We start from the raw sequence: 15,481 nt of genomic DNA on the forward strand, positions 1-15,481 counted from the left end.
AAAGGAAAACTGACATGTCGACACTTCGCCTGCTTATTTCTGACTCTTATGACCCCTGGTTTAACCTGGCGGTCGAAGAGTGTATTTTCCGTCAGATGCCCGCCACTCAGCGCGTGCTGTTTTTGTGGCGCAATGCCGATACGGTCGTCATTGGGCGTGCGCAAAACCCGTGGAAAGAGTGCAATACGCGGCGGATGGAAGAGGACAACGTGCGCCTGGCGCGCCGCAGCAGCGGCGGTGGCGCGGTCTTCCACGATCTCGGCAATACCTGTTTCACCTTTATGGCCGGGAAGCCGGAATACGATAAGACCATCTCGACGTCCATTGTCCTGAATGCGCTTAACGCACTGGGCGTGACGGCTGAAGCTTCAGGACGTAACGATCTGGTGGTGAAAACGGCGGATGGCGACCGTAAGGTTTCTGGCTCAGCCTACCGCGAAACCAAAGATCGCGGTTTTCATCACGGCACACTATTGTTGAACGCCGATCTCAGCCGACTGGCAAACTACCTGAATCCAGACAAAAAGAAACTGGCGGCCAAAGGCATTACCTCTGTACGCTCGCGCGTGGCGAATCTCACCGAACTGTTGCCAGGCATCACCCATGATCAGGTGTGTGCGGCGGTAACCGAGGCCTTTTTTGCCCACTACGGCGAACGCGTTGAAGCGGAGGTGATCTCCCCGGACAACACGCCCGATCTGCCGAACTTTGTCGAAACCTTCGCCCGCCAGAGCAGTTGGGAGTGGAACTTCGGGCAGGCACCAGCCTTCTCGCATCTGCTGGATGAACGTTTTACCTGGGGAGGCGTCGAACTGCACTTTGACGTTGAGAAAGGGCATATCACCCGTGCGCAGGTGTTTACGGACAGTCTCAATCCGGCACCGCTAGAAGCGCTGGCCGCACGTCTTCAGGGCTGCCTGTATCGTGCCAGTGTCGTACAGCAGGAGTGCGAATCTTTGACGAGGGATTTTCCGGAGCAGGAAAAAGAGTTGCGGGAATTGTCGGCGTGGATTGCACAGGCGGTGCGCTAATAAAAAGCCCGCTGGCACTGCTCAGCGGGCCTGGAAAACCGTAGGTCGGGTGAGGCGAAGCCTCCCCCCGGCACCCAGGTCTTACGCTTTATCGCCCAGCAGAACGGATTCCAGCGCGATTTTAATCATGTCGTTGAACGTGGTTTGACGTTCAGCCGCCGTCGTCTGCTCATGCGTACGGATGTGGTCAGACACGGTGCAGATAGTCAGTGCTTTCGCGCCAAATTCTGCCGCCACGCCGTAGATACCCGCCGCTTCCATTTCCACGCCCAGGATGCCGTATTTTTCCATCACGTCGAACATTTCGCCGTCCGGAGAGTAGAACAGATCCGCAGAGAACAGGTTGCCAACGCGTGCGTCCACACCCAGTGCTTTTGCCGCGTCAACCGCGTCACGTACCATGCCGAAATCAGCAATCGCGGCAAAATCATGGTCTTTGAAACGAATGCGGTTCACTTTGGAATCGGTGCAGGCACCCATACCAATTACCACGTCACGCAGTTTTACGTCCGGACGCACAGCACCACAGGACCCTACGCGAATGATTTTCTTCACGCCGAAATCGGTAATCAGCTCTTTGGTGTAGATGGAGCAGGACGGGATACCCATACCGTGACCCATGACGGAGATCTTACGGCCTTTGTAAGTCCCGGTGAAACCTAACATGCCGCGAACGTTGTTTACTTCGCGTACATCTTCAAGGAAAGTTTCCGCAATGTGTTTTGCGCGCAGCGGGTCGCCCGGCATCAAAACGACGTCAGCGAAATCACCCATTTCTGCATTAATGTGAGGAGTTGCCATCTTCAGTTCCTTTTGTATTGTTGTTTTTGCCTGATGCCGGCTATGCCTTATCAGGCCTACAAAACGTATTCAAATACCCTAAGGATTTCGCGTTGTAGGAAGGCGACGAATTCGTGAATCCCCGGGAGCATAGATTAACTATGTGACCGGGGTGAGCGAATGAAGTCAACGCATCTACAGCGCGAAAGACAACGGGTATTACAGCATGTTTTTACCGTATTCCATTGGCGACGTGCCAAAGTACGAAGCGAGAGTCTGACCTATATCCGCAAAAGTTTCGCGGTGGCCTAACGAGCCCGGTTTTACTTTCGGGCCGTACACCAGCACCGGAATGTGTTCACGGGTGTGATCGGTACCGGTCCAGCTCGGATCGCAGCCATGGTCAGCGGTCAGGATCAGAATGTCATCTTCACCCACCAGCTCCATCAGCTCCGGCAGACGGCGGTCGAACAATTCCAGACCGGCCGCATAACCGGCGATATCACGGCGGTGGCCCCAGGAGGAGTCGAAGTCAACGAAGTTAGTGAAGACAATCGTCTTGTCACCCGCTTCTTTCATCTCTTTAATAGTGGCGTCAAACAGCGCGTCCAGGCCGGTGGCTTTCACTTTTTTAGTGATGCCGCAGTTGGCGTAGATGTCCGCGATTTTACCGACGGAAACTACGTGGCCGTCTTTCTCATCAACCAGTTTCTGCAACACAGTCGGCGCTGGCGGTTCAACGGCCAGATCGTGACGGTTGCCGGTACGCTGGAAGTTACCCGCTTTGTCGCCAATGAACGGACGCGCGATGACGCGACCGATGTTGTAACCGCCTTCGGTCAGCTCTTCACGGGCGATCTCGCACAGCTCGTAAAGTTTATCCAGGCCAAACGTCTCTTCATGGCAGGCAATCTGGAACACGGAATCCGCGGAGGTATAGAAAATCGGTTTGCCGGTTTTCATATGCTCTTCGCCCAACTGGTCCAGAATCACCGTACCGGAAGAGTGGCAGTTACCGAGATAGCCCGGCAGGTTCGCACGTTTGACCAGTTTATCCAGCAGTTCCTGCGGGAAACTGTTTTCGTGGTCGCTGAAATAACCCCAGTCAAACAGAACCGGCACACCGGCGATTTCCCAGTGGCCAGACGGCGTATCTTTACCGGAAGAGAGCTCATGCGCCCAGGCGTATGCGCCAATCACTTGTGCGTTAGCGTCCATACCGGCTGCGATTTTACCGGTAGATCCTTCATGCGCTTTCACCAGACCCAGGCGGGTCAGGTTTGGCAGATTCAGTGGGCCTTTACGCCCTTTGTCAGCCTCGCCTTTGGCACAGGCTTCAGCGATATGCCCCATGGTGTCGGAACCGACGTCGCCAAAGCGATCCGCGTCTTCCGTCGCACCAATACCAAAGGAGTCCAGCACCATAATAAATGCACGTTTCATCTTGTTCTCCATTCATCTGCGCTGCAAAAAAGCGATCAGATCAGTATATAGCTATTCGGTGATACGACGATAGACCGTTGGTGTGCTTTCAGGCGCTTTATCGTCAAGGATAATTGCCGCTTTGACGGCTTTCGCCGCGTCCTGCCAGCTGGCTTCATCTTTCGCGTGGATCACCGCCAGCGGACGCTGCCCGTCTACGCTGTCGCCAAGACGCGCCATATCGGTAAAGCCGACGCTGTAATCAATGGTATCCGACGCCTGGCGACGACCGCCGCCCATCGACACCACCGCCATACCCAGCGCACGCGTATCCATCGCGCTGACGAACCCTTCGTTATCAGCATAAACCGCTTTACTGAGCATTGCCGTCGGCAGGTATTTCGCGTAGTTCTCCACGAAGTCGGTCGGGCCTTTCTGGGCGGCAACCATCCGGCCAAAGATCTCAGCGGCTTTACCGTTATCCAGCACCGCCTGCAATTTCGCCCGCGCGTCAGCGTCGTCTTTCGCCAGATTGCCGGAGATCAGCATTTCAACACACAGCGCCATCGTCACATCGAACAGGCGTGGGTTGCGGTATTCGCCGGTCAGGAACTGCACCGCTTCGCGTACTTCCACCGCGTTACCCGCGCTGGACGCCAGTACCTGGTTCATGTCGGTCAGCAGCGCGGTGGTGCGCACGCCAGCACCGTTCGCCACGCCCACAATCGCTTCCGCCAGCGCTTCAGAGAGCTCATAGGTTGGCATAAACGCGCCGCTGCCGACTTTCACATCCATAACCAGCGCATCCAGCCCTTCAGCCAGTTTTTTCGCCAGAATGGAGCCGGTGATAAGCGGAATGGAATCCACCGTTGCGGTAATATCGCGGGTGGCATAAAAACGTTTGTCCGCCGGTGCGAGCGAGCTGGTTTGCCCGATGATCGCCACACCCACGTCCTTAATGATTTCGCGGAAACGGTTGTCGTCCGGGAAGATGTCGAATCCCGGAATAGCTTCCAGTTTATCGAGCGTACCGCCGGTATGACCCAGTCCGCGACCTGAAATCATCGGAATGTAGCCGCCACAGGCCGCGACCATTGGGCCGAGCATCAGCGACGTCACGTCGCCCACACCGCCGGTGGAGTGTTTATCCACGATCGGGCCGTTCAGATTCAGGCTCTTCCAGTCCAGGACGGTTCCTGAATCCCGCATTGCCATGGTCAGCGAAACGCGTTCTGGCATCGTCATATCGTGGAAGAAAATGGTCATCGCCAGGGCGGCGATCTGCCCTTCTGAGATGGTATTGTCACGAATACCATTGATAAAGAAACGAATTTCTTCATCGCTCAACGCATGACCATCACGTTTTTTACGAATAATTTCTTGTGCGAGAAACACGATAACCTCCCGATTAGGGCCGGGTAAGCCATGTGCTCCCCGGCGAGTCGTATTGATGCCGGATGGCGGCTAACGCCTTATCCGGCCTACGATGGGCAATTCAAATTTAGTAGCTGCTTGCGCTCTTACCATCGCCGTGACCCAGCGCTTTCAGCAGGCTTGCCAGCAGGCTGGATGCCCCAAAGCGATAGTGACGAGAATCCGCCCAGTCCGCGCCGAACAGTTCATCAGCGATAGCCAGGAACTGCTGAGCATCTTCGGCGGTACGCACGCCGCCCGCAGGTTTGAAGCCCACAGTTTTGGATACGCCCATATCGCGGATCACTTCCATCATGATGCGAGCGCTTTCCGGCGTGGCGTTTACGGGTACCTTACCGGTAGAGGTTTTAATGAAATCCGCACCTGCTTTGATAGAGATTTCAGAGGCCTTACGAATAAGCTGCTCTTCTTTCAGCTCACCGGTTTCGATGATCACTTTCAGCAGCACGTTTGCCGCCGCGCACGCGTCTTTACAGGCTTTCACCAGATCGAAGCCGACCTGCTCGTTACCGGCCATCAGCGCACGGTACGGGAAGACCACGTCCACTTCATCCGCCCCGTAAGCAATCGCCGCGCGGGTTTCCGCCAGCGCGATCTCAATATCGTCGTTGCCATGCGGGAAGTTAGTCACCGTCGCAATACGGATATCCGGGGTGCCCTGCTCTTTCAGAGTCTTACGCGCAATCGGGATAAAACGCGGATAGATGCAGACTGCTGCCGTGTTGCCAACCGGAGTTTTTGCCTGATGACACAGCGCGATCACTTTTTCATTGGTGTCGTCGTCATTCAGGGTGGTCAGGTCCATCAGTTTCAGTGCGCGCAGGCTGCTTGCAGTTAAATCGCTCATAACATTCTCCAACGGCGTCGCCGTATAAAATTCTCACCTTGCGAGTCTGTTAGTATTCTAACATCGACTCACCGTTACACTTCGATATACATCACAGTTAATGAAAACTACGTACAAATTTGCATTACTGTAATGAGATCAACTTCAAAAAATAGTCCTTTTCTGTCGATTTCTTCTCCACTCAGGCGCATCAGGATCAAAGTGCTGACAGCACATCTTTCTACAATGACGTTATGATCTTCGGCCTATAAAGGAATTACGATGCCTACGACCCATGAAACCGCGCTGCAACAACGTTGCCAGCAAATCGTCACCAGCTCACTCCTCAGTCCGGAACAGAAACGTCATTTTCTCGCGCTGGAAGCAGAGAACAACCTGCCTTACCCTTCACTGCCCGCCGGGGCGCGCCAGGCGCTGGACGACGGGGTTATCTGCGATATGTTCGAAGGTCACGCACCGTATAAACCGCGCTATGTGCTTCCCGATTACGCGCGTTTTCTGGCCAACGGTTCAGCCTGGCTGGAACTGGAAGGGGCGAAAGATCTGGACGATGCACTGTCTCTGTTGACCATTCTGTATCACCACGTGCCTTCCGTCACATCGATGCCGGTTTACCTGGGGCAACTGGATACGCTGCTGCAACCATATGTGAAAATTCTAACACATGAAGCGATTGATATTCGAATAAAACGTTTCTGGCGGTATCTCGACAGAACGCTGCCTGACGCTTTTATGCACGCCAACATTGGCCCGGCAGATACCCCCATCACCCGGGCTATTTTACGCGCCGACGCAGAGTTAAAGCAGGTTGCGCCTAATCTGACGTTCATCTACGACCCGGAAATCACCCCCGATGATCTGCTGCTGGAAGTGGCAAAAAACATCTGTGAATGCAGCAAGCCGCATATTTCCAATGGGCCGGTAAATGATAAAATTTTCACAAAAGGTCACTATGGTATCGTCAGCTGTTACAACTCTCTGCCGCTTGCCGGTGGCGGCAGCACGCTGGTTCGTCTCAATCTGAAAGCCATTGCCGAGCGCAGCACTTCTGTCTATGACTTCTTTAACCGCACACTGCCGTACTATTGTCAGCAGCAAATTGCCATCATCGATGCGCGATGTGAGTTCCTCTATGAAAAATCACATTTCTTTGAGAATAGCTTCCTGGTGCAGGAAGGTCTGATCGATCCACAACGTTTTGTGCCGATGTTCGGTATGTACGGCCTGGCGGAGGCGGTTAACCTGTTGTGCGAAAAAGCGGGTATGAATGCGCGCTACGGCAAAGATGAGACGGCGAACGATCTGGGCTATCGCATCAGCGCCCAGCTTGCGGATTTTGTCGAGAACACGCCGGTGAAATATGGCTGGCAGCAGCGCGCAATGCTGCATGCCCAGTCGGGGATCAGTTCAGATATTGGTACTACGCCGGGCGCACGTTTGCCCTATGGCGATGAACCCGATCCGATCACCCACCTGCAAACCGTCGCACCGCACCATGCGCATTATCAGTCCGGTATCAGCGACATTCTGACGCTCGATGAGACCATCAAGCGTAACCCGCAGGCGCTGGTGCAACTCTGTCTGGGCGCGTTCAAAGCGGGAATGCGCGAGTTTACCGCCAACGTCAGCGGCAACGATCTGGTCCGCGTTACCGGGTACATGGTGCGCCTGTCGGATCTGGAAAAATACCGCGCCGAAGGCTCGCGGACCAATACCACCTGGCTGGGGGAAGAGGCCGCACGCAATACGCATATTCTGGAACGCCAACCTCGTGTCGTCAGTCATGAACAGCAGATGCGCTTCAGTCAGTAAGGTTATCCCGTTCTCCTGCGTGGACGGGCCGGGCAGTCGTCTGGCCCTCTTTCTGCAAGGGTGCAATCTGCGCTGTAAGAATTGCCATAACCCGTGGACGATGGGACGCTGCAACGACTGCGGCGAATGCGTTCCACAGTGCCCACACCAGGCGCTGAGTTTCAGTGATGGGAATGTTGTCTGGCATGCCGAGGTCTGCGAACAGTGTGATACCTGTTTGCAGATGTGCCCGCAGCAGGCAACGCCGATGGTGCAAACAATGAGCGTGGACGAGGTGTTGCGCCAGATCCGCAAAGCATCATTGTTCATTGAGGGAGTCACCGTCAGCGGCGGCGAAGCCACAACGCAGTTGCCTTTCGTTGTGGATTTGTTTACGGCGATTAAGGCCGACCCGCAGCTCCGGTCGCTGACTTGTCTGGTCGACAGCAATGGGCTGTTGAGCGAAACCGGCTGGCAGAAACTGCTACCGGTTTGCGATGGCGTGATGCTCGATCTCAAAGCCTGGGATAGTGAGCGCCACATCGCACTCACCGGTCGGGATAACGCGCAGATCAAGCGCAGTATTACGCTGTTGGCGCAGCGAGGAAAGCTGGCAGAACTGCGCCTGCTGGTCATCCCCGGGCAGGTGGATTATCTGCAGCACATTGATTCACTCGCCGCATTCATCGGACAACTGGGAAATGTCCCGCTACGACTGAATGCCTTTCATGCGCACGGGGTATACGGTGAGGCAAAATCCTGGCCGAGCGCGACGCCACAAGAGGTGGAGACGCTGGCGCAGGCATTACGGGAACGCGGCGTGACTGAGCTTATCTTCCCTGCGCTATATCTCTAGAGTAAATAATGCTGTCGTATTGCGATACAGCGTCTCAGCGATCGCCTCTGCGGGTTCCGGGCGCAGTTCGCATAACACATCGAACACTCTCGCCGCCTGCTCCGGACGATTTGGCTGCCCCTGAAAACCATTCAACGGCATATCCGGCGCGTCGGTCTCCAGCAGCAGCGCCTCCAGCGGCAATCGTGCCATCACGTCACGGGTTTTACTGGCGCGCGGATAGGTTATCGTGCCACCGACGCCGATTTTGTATCCCAGTTGTACAAAGCGTTCGGCCTGTTGCAGGCTGCCGGCGAATCCATGCACCACACCCGTACGCGGTAAATCATGACGTTTAAGATGCATCGCCAGCGTGTCATGCGTGCGCCGGGAATGGAGGATCACCGGAAGATCGAACCGTTTTGCCAGCGTCAATTGCGCTTGCAGAAACCGCTCCTGCTTCGCAAATTGCGGATCGTCGCGATACCGATCCAGACCTATCTCACCAACAGCGACCACCTTTGCCGGACGCTGTTCCAGCGCCTGTCGCAGCCGTTCGAGATGCTCTTCCGTATGCTGTTCAATCACAATCGGATGTAAACCGAGCGCGGCATAGAGAGGCGAAAAGCGTTCCGCCAGCGCCTGCACGCGGGCAAAGTTTTCCGCTGCGGTGGCCGGAATGATGATCTTCTCAATGCCCGCCTCACCCGCGAGTTGCAGGCTGTGGGTTTCATCCCCGGTAAAAGGCGGAAAATCAAAGTGACAGTGGGTATCGATAAAGCGAAAACTCACGCCAGATCCTCATTGCTGAATGTCGTATCGTTAGCCTGCGGCGCATCGCTCACCACCGCCGCATGGGTATCGTTGGCCACCGGTGCTGGTGGAACCACCACTGGCGTCGGCGTGACGATTTGCGGCAGATGGCGTGATAACGGCGGTTCCGCTGCCAGTAGTTTTCCCACGGTCGCCAGGAAGTAGCGCCCACACAGCCGCCCGGTTTTATAATCTTCCCGCAATGCCGGAATCCGGCTTCCCAGCGCCATACTTTTTAGCGGCTTCGGCGGGTAGATTTCAAAGATCTTCAGCTTGCCCGGCGGTTTTTCAATGAATCGCTGAATTTCCGTATAGCTGGCTTCGTGGTGTTGAACCAGATTGAGCAGCGGCTGCAGGCTGCTTTCGCCCAGCCAGCGCTCCATCCGCTTGAACCACTGCGGGGTGTAATACATTTGCGAAGGCACCGTTCGAATCACCACCAGCGTTTTCGCCCCCTGCTTCACAGCCTCACGCACCGGAATGGCATCGCTGATCCCACCATCCAGGTAATTGATCCCCTCCAGCGATACGCCACTACGATAGAACCCTGGGATCGCGCTGGACGCCCGGATCAGATCAAGCCAGTTTTGCGTATTGGGAGAGAAATAGTACGGCGTGTAGTCATCACCCCGACAGGCGCACATGTAAAACGATTTCCCGGTTTCGAACAGGCGCGAGGCGGTATCCATCTGTAACGGCATCTGACTGGCCGTAGATTCCACCAGCCAGTCGAGATCGATCAGATTCCCACCGCGCACGAAGCGTACCGGGTCAAAGAATTCCCGTCTGGTGGTATAGCGCATGATGACTTTGCGCCCGTAGCCGGGTTGGTTGCACAGATAGGCCGACAGGTTTTGCGCCCCCGCCGAGGTGCCGTAATAGAGATCGAACGGATTAAACTGCGCGCGCATGAACTCGTCCAGTACACCTGCGGTAAAGATGCCACGCTGCCCGCCGCCCTCGCAGACCAACGCCAGGCGACCCGGTTTGAACCTTCTTAATGACAACGGCGCAATATTGCCGAGCGTGACGGGTATACGCTGCCCCACCTCTGCCTTCCTGTTTCTTATTACGTAATGTGCCAAAATAACGCAAATAGACGGCGGCTAAAACCGAAAAAGCCAGTCCACTGGACTGGCTTGACAGCAAAATCATTGTACGCCTTACGCGCTAGGGCCGCTTACGCCCTGTAAACAGGCTGACCAGGAAGAGAATAATCCCGACGACGAAGACAATTTTCGCCGCGCCCGCTGCCGTACCGGCCAGTCCACCAAATCCCAGAGCGGCGGCAATTAACGCGATAACCAGAAATATAATGCCCCAACGAAACATACGCTTCTCCTTTACCATAGTTAATGTCGACCGCTTGATATGAGCGCTCAGGCTGCTCATTCACGCTATTGTTTGTGTAGTGCTAGTGCTCATGACGTCCTCCGACCGGGGCCGGAGGAGAAAACGAAGACTTACTGCGCTTTCAGATCGTTTTTGACGCTTTTTACGCCATCAACGGCTTTCGCGATGCTCTCAGCGCGCTCGATTTGCGCCTGGGAATCCACGGTGCCGGAAAGCTGGACCACACCATCGGTCGTTTCTACTTTCACTTTGCGAGAAGGAACGATGTCATCCGCCAGCAGTTTCGCTTTGATCTCACTGGTGGTTGCCGTATCGCCGGCATAGCCTTTCACGGAGTCTGATTTGCTGTCGCGCACGTGGAGTTTGTCGCTGACGGAGGTTACGCCTTCAACACCTTTCGCCACGGTCACGGCCGCTTCCGCCTGCGCCTGGCTTTCGACGAAGCCGCTCAGCGTTACGACTTTCTGCTCGGTTTTGACGGAAATATCGGTACTCTTAATGTTTTCATGATCCACCAGTGCCGCTTTCACTTTGGCGGTAATGGCGCTGTCATCCATGAAATTACCGACTTTATTCATAGAGCTATCGACTTTCTGCCCTGCACTTTCTACACCGGATTGCGCTTTATCCATTGTGGTGTTTTCTGCATACGCAGAACCCGTTGCCACAGCGGAGGTCAACATCACGGCCAGCAGAGTTTTAGAAATCTTCAGTCTTGTCATAGTCATCGATTTTTTCCTGTATGGTTTGCTCATAATTTGAGCTCAGGCAACATAAGGTTGCATTGCTGAATATGGTGAAAAATTCACCCAGCTCAGAAGTCAATGGCGGCGGTCACAATCACGCAACAGAAAAGGTGATGATGATACGCTGACAGGTGCCCCTCTGAGTCAGTTATTAATATCGTGACTACATCAGACATTAGCTTTAACTACTTAGATTCACGAGTTGAACGGTATTTAAAGCCAATGTTTATGTCATCACTTTGTTAAATATAGATCACAATTTTGAAAAAGCGCGGAGGATTGCATAAAAAACAGGCAGTCATAAGCAAAACAGAGGGATTTAAGAACATTCCGCAAGGGGATAATAAGGCTGGAAAAGTCGCAGGGCGCAGCGACAGCCGCGCCCTGAAGGGGTAATTAGTGTTCGCGCGTCTTACGGAACTGAACGTCTGGATAACGCTCTTGCGTCAGGTTGAGGTTCACCATCGTCGGTGCGATGTAGGTCAGGTTATCACCGCCATCCAGTGCCAGTTGAACTTCATTCTTACGCTTAAACTCTTCGAATTTCTTCGCATCAGCACATTCCACCCAGCGTGCCGTCGCCACGTTGACAGATTCATAAATGGCTTCAACGTTGTACTCGCTCTTCAGACGGGCAACAACCACGTCGAACTGCAGTACCCCGACCGCGCCCACAATCAGATCGTTATTGGCGATCGGACGGAACACCTGTACCGCACCTTCTTCGGAAAGCTGTACCAGCCCCTTCAGCAACTGTTTCTGCTTCAGCGGATCTTTCAGGCGAATACGACGGAACAGTTCCGGCGCGAAGTTCGGTATACCGGTGAACTTCATCATTTCACCCTGGGTGAAAGTATCGCCAATCTGGATTGTACCGTGGTTGTGCAGACCGAGGATATCGCCCGGGTAAGCCTCTTCTACATGCGAACGGTCACCGGCCATAAAGGTCAGCGCGTCAGAGATCACCACGTCTTTGCCGATACGGACCTGACGCATCTTCATGCCTTTTTCGTACTTGCCGGAAACAACGCGCATGAATGCCACGCGGTCACGGTGTTTCGGATCCATGTTGGCCTGAATTTTAAAGACAAAGCCAGTGAACTTCTCTTCTTCCGCTTCCACCACGCGCGTATCGGTCTTGCGTGGCATTGGCGCTGGCGCCCACTCCACCAGACCATCCAGCATGTGGTCAACGCCGAAGTTACCCAGTGCGGTACCAAAGAAGACCGGGGTAATTTCGCCCGCCAGGAACAGCTCTTTATCAAACTCGTTAGAGGCGCCCTTCACCAGTTCCAGTTCGTCACGCAACTGCTGCGCCAGATCCTCGCCAACGGCCGCGTCGAGATCCGGGTTATCCAGACCTTTAACGATGCGCACTTCCTGAATGGTATGGCCTTTACCCGTCTGATACAGATAGGTTTCATCTTTATAGAGGTGGTAAACCCCTTTGAACAGCTTGCCGCAGCCAATCGGCCAGGTGATCGGCGCACAGCCGATTTTCAGCTCGTTCTCAACTTCGTCCAGCAACTCCATCGGGTCACGGATGTCGCGGTCGAGTTTGTTCATAAAAGTCAGGATCGGCGTATCGCGCAGACGGGTGACTTCCATCAGCTTACGGGTACGATCCTCAACACCTTTCGCGGCGTCGATCACCATCAGACAACAGTCCACTGCCGTCAGGGTACGATAGGTATCTTCGGAGAAGTCTTCGTGCCCCGGGGTGTCGAGCAGGTTCACCAGGCAGTTGTGATACGGAAATTGCATCACGGAGGTGGTAATGGAGATCCCACGCTGCTTTTCCATTTCCATCCAGTCTGATTTCGCATGCTGGCTGGAACCCCGGCCTTTTACCGTACCAGCAGTCTGGATCGCCTGTCCGAACAGCAACACCTTCTCAGTGATGGTCGTTTTACCCGCATCCGGGTGAGAAATAATGGCAAAAGTGCGGCGCTTGGCCACCTCCTGCAAATAAGGAGACAACGTCATAGTTCATTCTTCTTGAGTAAACGCGGCATCGCACCGCGCATGTTGAATACGAAAAATTGCGGCTATTTTACCCATCAGCGGGGGGGAGGCAATCAGTGTTTACACAGGAGCAGCTCCAGTTCGTGTAATGACGATACGGTCCAGGTCGGCTCAATGCCTTCCGGCTGCTCGCGATGATGCGCATTCAGCCAGCAGGTAGAAAGCCCGGCGTTGATGCCGCCAAGAATATCGGACGCAGCGGTATCTCCAACCATCAGCACCCGATCACGATCGGGATTGCCCGCCTGCGCCAGGGCGTAATCAAAAATCTTCGGATCCGGCTTCGCCACGCCCACTTCTTCAGAAATGACCAGCAAATCAAAGTAGTCGCGTAGTCCCGTGCGCTCCAGGCGGATCTGCTGTAAGGAGGTGAAACCGTTGGTAATAATGCCAATTTTGGCTTTGCCGCGTATCGCATTGAGCAGCGAAACGGCCCCTGGCAGCGGCGCGCAAATTTCGGCCATCGCGTTCATAAAGGCATCGTTAAGCGAGCCCGGCTCAACCTTTAACCGTTCTGCCCAGCTCTGGAAGCGAGCATGCTGAAGCTGTAATGAGGTGATCGCGCCGTTCTGATAATCCACCCATAGCGGTTTATTCACGGCCTGGTAGTCCTGAAAATCCTCAGCGGTAAAGGTGATGCTGTAGTCGAGAAACATCCGCTGTAAGCCAGTAAACGAGTCAAACGTGAACAGCGTTTCGTCGGCATCAAAGAAAATCCAGTCCCACTTCATCATTACACCTTCTTTTACATACTGATTGGCAGTGCCATTATGATGGCGTCCTCACGACCGTCAGCGGTCGGATAATAATTGCGGCGAATCGTTACCTCGTTAAAACCTAAGCTTTCGTACAATGCGATGGCGGCAACGTTGGAGGAGCGAACCTCCAGCCACAGCGTCAGGACGCCGCGTTTTTCTAACTCATCAATGAGATGTTCCAGCAGCGCTTTCCCTATTCCCCGGCGCTGAAAGTCGGGATCAACGGCAATGTTGAACAGCGTAGCTTCATCCAGCACTACCTGCGTAATGGCAAACGCCGCCATTCTCCCCTCTACCGTCAATTGATAGTTGAGATAACGCTCCCCCTGATTACTGGCAAACGTGTGCTCACTCCAGGGAAACGCATGGGCGCGCTTTTCAATCTGAAACGCGGCGGGTAAATCACTCTGACTGAGGGAAGAAATCGTGTTCATGTGTGCAGATTTGTTGCCATAGTGCGGCGCGTGCCGTGGGGTTTGCCCGCAATTCATCAAATGCCGGCGTTGCAACCTGCGCACCTTCCAGCGACAACGGCGCATCTGTACCCAGTCGCCAGCTGTTGCAGCGGCTGCCCTGCGGCAGCATCGCGACGCGTTCGGGCGTCACCTGCAATACCTGATCGGGGCTCAGCGTTAAGGCTCGCAGAATGTCACTGACCAGAGGTTCTGTCAGCGGCGGCAGTGTTTCACCGACCATCACCAGACGGACGTGCGCAGGAATGGAAATCGCGATCTCTCCCTGCAACGCGCCGGGGCGACGCAGCGACCACTGGGTAATGCCCAGTTGCTGTAACTGCCAGTCTCGTCGGGTTGTCATAGCGAATCGCTCCTGTATTCAGGGGCGCAAATATAGCAAATTAGTCGAATAGACGCCATCAAACGTCTATAATCGCCCGCTGTATGAATTAAGGAGTTTTCCATGTCTGCTTTTACCCCGGCAAGTGAAGTCTTGCTGCGCCACAGTGATGATTTCGAACAAAGCCGTATTCTGTTTGCCGGAGACTTGCAGGATGACCTGCCCGCGCGCTTTGAAAGCGCAGACCGCCGCGTGCATACCCAACAGTTCCACCACTGGCAGGTGCTGAGCCGCCAGATGGGCGACAACGCACGCTTCAGCCTTGTCGCACAAGCGCAAGACGTTGCCGACTGCGACACCTTTATCTATTACTGGCCGAAAAACAAGCCGGAAGCCCAGTTCCAGTTGATGAATATTCTGTCGCTGCTTCCTGTAGGAACCGACATTTTCGTAGTCGGTGAAAACCGCAGTGGCGTACGTAGCGCCGAGCAAATACTGGCGGAATATGCCCCGCTGAACAAAATTGACAGCGCGCGTCGTTGCGGCCTGTATCATGGTCGTCTGGAAACGCAGCCGACGTTTGATGCCGATAAATTCTGGGGCGAGTACCACGTTGATGGGCTGACGATCAAAACCTTGCCAGGCGTCTTCAGCCGCGATGGTCTGGATGTCGGCAGCCAGTTACTGCTCTCCACGCTGACACCGCACACCAAAGGTAAAGTGCTGGACGTCGGCTGTGGCGCAGGCGTGCTTTCTGTCGCGCTGGCCAGTCCCTCACCGAAAGTGCGTTTAACGCTCTGTGACGTCGCCGCGCCGGCGGTGGAAGCCAGTCGCGCCACCCTGACGGCGAA

Annotated in this window: 16 protein-coding genes; 4 read left to right on the forward strand and 12 right to left on the reverse strand. The window is 54.7% G+C overall.

Annotated elements, in window-relative coordinates; genetic code table 11:
* Positions 1 to 14 precede the first annotated feature (14 nt).
* Positions 15 to 1,031, forward strand: a complete 1,017-nt coding sequence (gene lplA, locus AB7E14_RS09340; protein WP_044253975.1) for a lipoate--protein ligase LplA — start codon at positions 15 to 17, stop codon at positions 1,029 to 1,031.
* 81 nt (positions 1,032 to 1,112) lie between these two features.
* Here the strand turns inward: lplA and deoD are convergent, their stop codons facing one another.
* The 4 genes from deoD to deoC all read right to left on the reverse strand — a co-directional run bounded on the left by deoD (position 1,113) and on the right by deoC (position 5,514).
* Positions 1,113 to 1,832, reverse strand: coding sequence for a purine-nucleoside phosphorylase (deoD, locus tag AB7E14_RS09345; RefSeq protein ID WP_042999343.1), 720 nt, complete (start codon positions 1,830 to 1,832; stop codon positions 1,113 to 1,115).
* A 198-nt stretch (positions 1,833 to 2,030) separates the two neighbouring features.
* Entirely contained in the window at positions 2,031 to 3,254 is a 1,224-nt protein-coding gene (gene deoB / locus AB7E14_RS09350) for a phosphopentomutase (protein WP_042999342.1), read from the reverse strand.
* 51 nt (positions 3,255 to 3,305) lie between these two features.
* The gene (deoA, locus tag AB7E14_RS09355; RefSeq protein WP_044327060.1) at positions 3,306 to 4,628 is read right to left on the reverse strand and encodes a thymidine phosphorylase; all 1,323 of its coding nucleotides are present in this window, start codon (positions 4,626 to 4,628) and stop codon (positions 3,306 to 3,308) included.
* Between the two features lie 106 nt (positions 4,629 to 4,734).
* A complete protein-coding gene (deoC, locus tag AB7E14_RS09360; RefSeq protein ID WP_044253966.1) occupies positions 4,735 to 5,514 on the reverse strand; it encodes a deoxyribose-phosphate aldolase in 780 nt (259 codons plus the stop codon).
* 261 nt (positions 5,515 to 5,775) lie between these two features.
* Here deoC and AB7E14_RS09365 point away from each other — a divergent pair, with 261 nt between their 5' ends.
* Positions 5,776 to 7,326: a YjjI family glycine radical enzyme gene (locus AB7E14_RS09365; RefSeq protein ID WP_316962074.1), complete on the forward strand. Its 1,551-nt coding sequence runs from the start codon at positions 5,776 to 5,778 to the stop codon at positions 7,324 to 7,326.
* Positions 7,298 to 8,161 (forward strand): YjjW family glycine radical enzyme activase, encoded by an 864-nt coding sequence (locus tag AB7E14_RS09370; RefSeq protein WP_316962075.1) that lies wholly within the window; start codon positions 7,298 to 7,300, stop codon positions 8,159 to 8,161. The genes AB7E14_RS09365 and AB7E14_RS09370 overlap by 29 nt, the downstream gene beginning before the upstream one ends.
* On the opposite strand, the gene AB7E14_RS09375 is transcribed toward AB7E14_RS09370, so the two are convergent.
* From AB7E14_RS09375 to holD, 8 genes are all read right to left on the reverse strand, one after another.
* Positions 8,150 to 8,932 (reverse strand): metal-dependent hydrolase, encoded by a 783-nt coding sequence (locus tag AB7E14_RS09375; RefSeq protein ID WP_316962076.1) that lies wholly within the window; start codon positions 8,930 to 8,932, stop codon positions 8,150 to 8,152. The two genes, AB7E14_RS09370 and AB7E14_RS09375, sit on opposite strands and share 12 nt — an antisense overlap.
* The gene (locus AB7E14_RS09380; RefSeq protein ID WP_042999336.1) at positions 8,929 to 10,002 is read right to left on the reverse strand and encodes a patatin-like phospholipase family protein; all 1,074 of its coding nucleotides are present in this window, start codon (positions 10,000 to 10,002) and stop codon (positions 8,929 to 8,931) included. Before AB7E14_RS09380 ends, AB7E14_RS09375 begins: the two co-directional genes overlap by 4 nt.
* A gap of 121 nt (positions 10,003 to 10,123) precedes the next feature.
* The gene (locus AB7E14_RS09385) at positions 10,124 to 10,285 is read right to left on the reverse strand and encodes a DUF1328 domain-containing protein (protein ID WP_003019081.1); all 162 of its coding nucleotides are present in this window, start codon (positions 10,283 to 10,285) and stop codon (positions 10,124 to 10,126) included.
* Between the two features lie 131 nt (positions 10,286 to 10,416).
* Positions 10,417 to 11,034: a molecular chaperone OsmY gene (osmY, locus tag AB7E14_RS09390; protein WP_042999335.1), complete on the reverse strand. Its 618-nt coding sequence runs from the start codon at positions 11,032 to 11,034 to the stop codon at positions 10,417 to 10,419.
* 414 nt (positions 11,035 to 11,448) lie between these two features.
* Entirely contained in the window at positions 11,449 to 13,038 is a 1,590-nt protein-coding gene (prfC, locus tag AB7E14_RS09395) for a peptide chain release factor 3 (protein WP_044327055.1), read from the reverse strand.
* A gap of 92 nt (positions 13,039 to 13,130) precedes the next feature.
* Complete coding sequence (gene yjjG, locus AB7E14_RS09400) at positions 13,131 to 13,808, reverse strand: pyrimidine 5'-nucleotidase (protein ID WP_044264694.1); 678 nt, start codon at positions 13,806 to 13,808, stop codon at positions 13,131 to 13,133.
* Positions 13,809 to 13,822: 14 nt separating this feature from the next.
* Positions 13,823 to 14,269 (reverse strand): ribosomal protein S18-alanine N-acetyltransferase, encoded by a 447-nt coding sequence (gene rimI / locus AB7E14_RS09405; protein ID WP_316962077.1) that lies wholly within the window; start codon positions 14,267 to 14,269, stop codon positions 13,823 to 13,825.
* A complete protein-coding gene (gene holD, locus AB7E14_RS09410) occupies positions 14,238 to 14,651 on the reverse strand; it encodes a DNA polymerase III subunit psi (protein WP_044327053.1) in 414 nt (137 codons plus the stop codon). The genes rimI and holD overlap by 32 nt, the downstream gene beginning before the upstream one ends.
* Positions 14,652 to 14,753: 102 nt before the next feature.
* On the opposite strand from holD, the gene rsmC reads away from it, so the two are divergent.
* Positions 14,754 to 15,481: 16S rRNA (guanine(1207)-N(2))-methyltransferase RsmC (gene rsmC, locus AB7E14_RS09415; RefSeq protein ID WP_428169484.1), on the forward strand; the 728-nt coding region annotated here is incomplete at its 3' end.

Source organism: Citrobacter sp. (assembly GCF_050252275.1).
GTDB classification, from domain to species: Bacteria; Pseudomonadota; Gammaproteobacteria; order Enterobacterales; family Enterobacteriaceae; genus Citrobacter_A; species Citrobacter_A amalonaticus.

Excerpts from the sequence above, each read along its gene's own strand:
- prfC (WP_044327055.1), bottom strand. The coding sequence starts at position 13,038 with ATGACGTTGTCTCCTTATTTGCAGGAGGTGGCCAAGCGCCGCACTTTT.
- osmY (WP_042999335.1), bottom strand. The coding sequence starts at position 11,034 with ATGACTATGACAAGACTGAAGATTTCTAAAACTCTGCTGGCCGTGATG.
- AB7E14_RS09365 (WP_316962074.1), top strand. The coding sequence starts at position 5,776 with ATGCCTACGACCCATGAAACCGCGCTGCAACAACGTTGCCAGCAAATC.
- deoB (WP_042999342.1), bottom strand. The coding sequence starts at position 3,254 with ATGAAACGTGCATTTATTATGGTGCTGGACTCCTTTGGTATTGGTGCG.
- AB7E14_RS09385 (WP_003019081.1), bottom strand. The coding sequence starts at position 10,285 with ATGTTTCGTTGGGGCATTATATTTCTGGTTATCGCGTTAATTGCCGCC.
- AB7E14_RS09370 (WP_316962075.1), top strand. The coding sequence starts at position 7,298 with ATGAACAGCAGATGCGCTTCAGTCAGTAAGGTTATCCCGTTCTCCTGC.
- deoD (WP_042999343.1), bottom strand. The coding sequence starts at position 1,832 with ATGGCAACTCCTCACATTAATGCAGAAATGGGTGATTTCGCTGACGTC.
- deoC (WP_044253966.1), bottom strand. The coding sequence starts at position 5,514 with ATGAGCGATTTAACTGCAAGCAGCCTGCGCGCACTGAAACTGATGGAC.
- holD (WP_044327053.1), bottom strand. The coding sequence starts at position 14,651 with ATGACAACCCGACGAGACTGGCAGTTACAGCAACTGGGCATTACCCAG.
- rimI (WP_316962077.1), bottom strand. The coding sequence starts at position 14,269 with ATGAACACGATTTCTTCCCTCAGTCAGAGTGATTTACCCGCCGCGTTT.
- lplA (WP_044253975.1), top strand. The coding sequence starts at position 15 with ATGTCGACACTTCGCCTGCTTATTTCTGACTCTTATGACCCCTGGTTT.
- yjjG (WP_044264694.1), bottom strand. The coding sequence starts at position 13,808 with ATGAAGTGGGACTGGATTTTCTTTGATGCCGACGAAACGCTGTTCACG.